General features: G+C 66.4%; 3 protein-coding genes. All 3 read left to right on the top strand.

Features of this window, described 5'->3' with window-relative positions; all coding sequences use genetic code 11:
- A partial coding sequence (locus LL972_RS21455) for a hypothetical protein (protein WP_228329312.1) occupies positions 1–224 on the top strand: 224 nt, incomplete at its 5' end.
- A gap of 322 nt (positions 225–546) precedes the next feature.
- The gene (gene ttcA, locus LL972_RS21450; protein ID WP_228329311.1) at positions 547–1,467 is read left to right on the top strand and encodes a tRNA 2-thiocytidine(32) synthetase TtcA; all 921 of its coding nucleotides are present in this window, start codon (positions 547–549) and stop codon (positions 1,465–1,467) included.
- 66 nt (positions 1,468–1,533) lie between these two features.
- The gene (locus LL972_RS21445) at positions 1,534–2,439 is read left to right on the top strand and encodes a recombination-associated protein RdgC (protein ID WP_007974628.1); all 906 of its coding nucleotides are present in this window, start codon (positions 1,534–1,536) and stop codon (positions 2,437–2,439) included.
- Positions 2,440–2,607: the final 168 nt, after the last annotated feature.

Genomic DNA, 2,607 nt, shown 5'->3' with positions numbered 1-2,607 from the left:
CCTTCGAAGCCGATCTTGCCGATACCGGGGAAATATTCTTTGGCGCCGATGTAGACGGTGTTGCTCATGGGGTGGAACTCCTGCAAAGAGGCGAGGGAAGAAGGAAGGGCGTTGCAAACCAGTGGCCAGTCACGCAGCGCGGCGATCGTGCACGCGCACCGCCACCGCGGCGCCAGCGCGCACGCTCGATCAGCGCCGGGGATAAATACGGGCGCAGGGCCTGACCCACGACGCACAAAATGTTAGCGCTACCACAATCGCGACCGAAAAAAGCCGCGCGATGGAGCGAAGCTGGAGATGCCATGCCGATCCCGAGTGAAGCGGTCTGCCCGACTTTACCCAGCCCGGCGCCGAAAGGCTTGCTGCGCTGCGAGATGTGCGCTGTCCCGACGAGCTGCGGGCACCCGCAGCCGCGTTGGGCCCGCTGACGCCGCAGCACCACCAGACGCACGCCGAACACTCCGCCCGCAAGCCTCTGACCGCCCGTTCAGCCGCGCACGCCCGGCGCCGGCCCGTCGCGCGCCGGGCAGCTACAATGGCCGGCTTATGACCGCTGTCCTGCCGCTGCCGCAACCCCTGGCCGACCCCGCGCCGCGCGACCCGCGCCAGCGGCTGCAGCGTGAGCAGCTGCGCCTGGGCAAACGCTTGCAGCGTCAGGTGGGCCAGGCGATTGCCGACTTTGGCATGATCGCCCCCGGCGACAAGATCATGGTCTGCCTGTCCGGCGGCAAGGACAGCTACACCTTGCTGGACATGCTGCTGCAGTTGCAGCGCAAGGCACCGGTGCCGTTCACCCTGGTGGCGGTCAATCTGGACCAGAAGCAGCCCGACTTCCCTGCGCAGGTGCTGCCCACTTACCTGCGCGGGCTGGATGTACCGTTCGACATCGTTGAGCAGGACACCTATTCGGTGGTCAGCCGGGTGATTCCGGCCGGCAAGACCATGTGTTCGTTGTGCTCGCGGCTGCGGCGCAGCGCGCTGTATGCCTACGCGCAGGCGCATGGCGTGACCAAGATCGCGCTTGGCCACCATCGCGACGACATCGTGGCCACGTTCTTCATGAATCTGTTCCACCACGCCCGGCTCGCGGCGATGGCGCCCAAGCTGCGTAGCGACGACGGTGCGCATGTGGTGATCCGCCCGCTGGCCTATGTGCGCGAAGCCGATATCGCCGCCTACGCGCAGGCGCGCCAGTTCCCGATCATTCCCTGCAACCTGTGCGGCAGCCAGCAAAACCTGCAGCGCCAGCAGGTCGGGCGGATGCTGCAGCAGTGGGACCGCGAGCAGCCCGGGCGTGTCGAGCAGATCGCCCGCGCGCTGGGCGATGTACGGCCCGAGCAACTGGCTGACCGCACCCTGTTCGATTTCCTGGCGCTGGGCCGCAATGGCGATGCAGCACCGCCCGATCCTGATCCCGATTCCAGCGCCTGGCTTGCCGCCGGCGACAGCGCACACGACAGCGACTGACGCGGCCACCGCGGCACCGGCAGTCTTCCCACCCTCCACGTTTCTTCCTCCTCTTCGGTCTGACGCATGTTCTTTCGTAATCTCACCCTGTTCCGTTTCCCGACCACGCTGGATTTCTCCGAGATCGACACGCTGCTGCCGCAGGTGCAGCTCAAGCCGGTCGGCCCGCTGGAAATGAGCTCGCGCGGTTTCATTTCCCCGTTCGGCCGCGACGAGCAGGAAGTGCTCTCGCACCGTCTGGAAGATTTCCTCTGGCTCACCGTCGGTGGCGAGGACAAGATCCTGCCCGGCGCGGTGGTCAACGATCTGCTCGAGCGCAAGGTCGCCGAGATCGAAGAGAAGGAAGGCCGTCGCCCCGGCGGCAAGGCCCGCAAGCGCCTGAAGGACGACCTGATCCATGAGCTGTTGCCGCGCGCCTTCGTCAAGAGCTCGCGCACCGATGCCATCCTGGACCTGCAGCACGGCTACATCGCCGTCAACAGCTCCAGCCGCAAGAGCGGCGAGAACGTGATGAGCGAGATCCGCGGCGCGCTCGGCAGCTTCCCGGCGCTGCCGTTGAACGCCGAAGTCGCACCGCGCGCCATCCTCACCGGCTGGATCGCCGGCGAACCCCTGCCCGAAGGCCTGAGCCTGGGCGAAGAGTGCGAGATGAAGGACCCGATCGAAGGTGGCGCGGTGGTCAAGTGCCAGCACCAGGAACTGCGCGGCGACGAGATCGACAAGCACCTGGAAGCCGGCAAGCAGGTCACCAAGCTGGCGCTGGTGCTGGACGACAACCTGTCGTTCGTGCTCGGCGACGATCTGGTGATCCGCAAGCTCAAGTTCCTCGATGGCGCACTGGACCAGCTCGAACACAGCGAAGACGACGGCGCGCGCGCCGAACTCGACGCGCGCTTCGCACTGATGAGCGCCGAAATCCGGCGCCTGTTCCTGCTGCTGGAAACCGCCTTGAAGCTGAGCAAGGCCGAATAACCAGGACTTCGAACGGTGGCGGCGTCAAGGCGCGATGCGCCGCTTGAATCATCCGAGGTCTAGAACAACAGCTCGCAGCGTCGAGGGCGCGGTGCCCTCACCGCTCGCGGGACACGCCGTGAACCCATCCCTGGGGGCTCGGTGGCGGCATCCATGCCGCCACACGGT

This window comes from Xanthomonas campestris pv. asclepiadis, assembly GCF_020784175.1.
GTDB lineage: Bacteria > Pseudomonadota > Gammaproteobacteria > Xanthomonadales > Xanthomonadaceae > Xanthomonas > Xanthomonas campestris_D.
This window is presented reverse-complemented; position numbering and strand designations above follow the sequence as displayed.

Bases quoted from the DNA above. Each gene is read 5' to 3' on its own strand.
- LL972_RS21445 (WP_007974628.1), top strand. From the start codon at position 1,534: ATGTTCTTTCGTAATCTCACCCTGTTCCGTTTCCCGACCACGCTGGAT.
- ttcA (WP_228329311.1), top strand. From the start codon at position 547: ATGACCGCTGTCCTGCCGCTGCCGCAACCCCTGGCCGACCCCGCGCCG.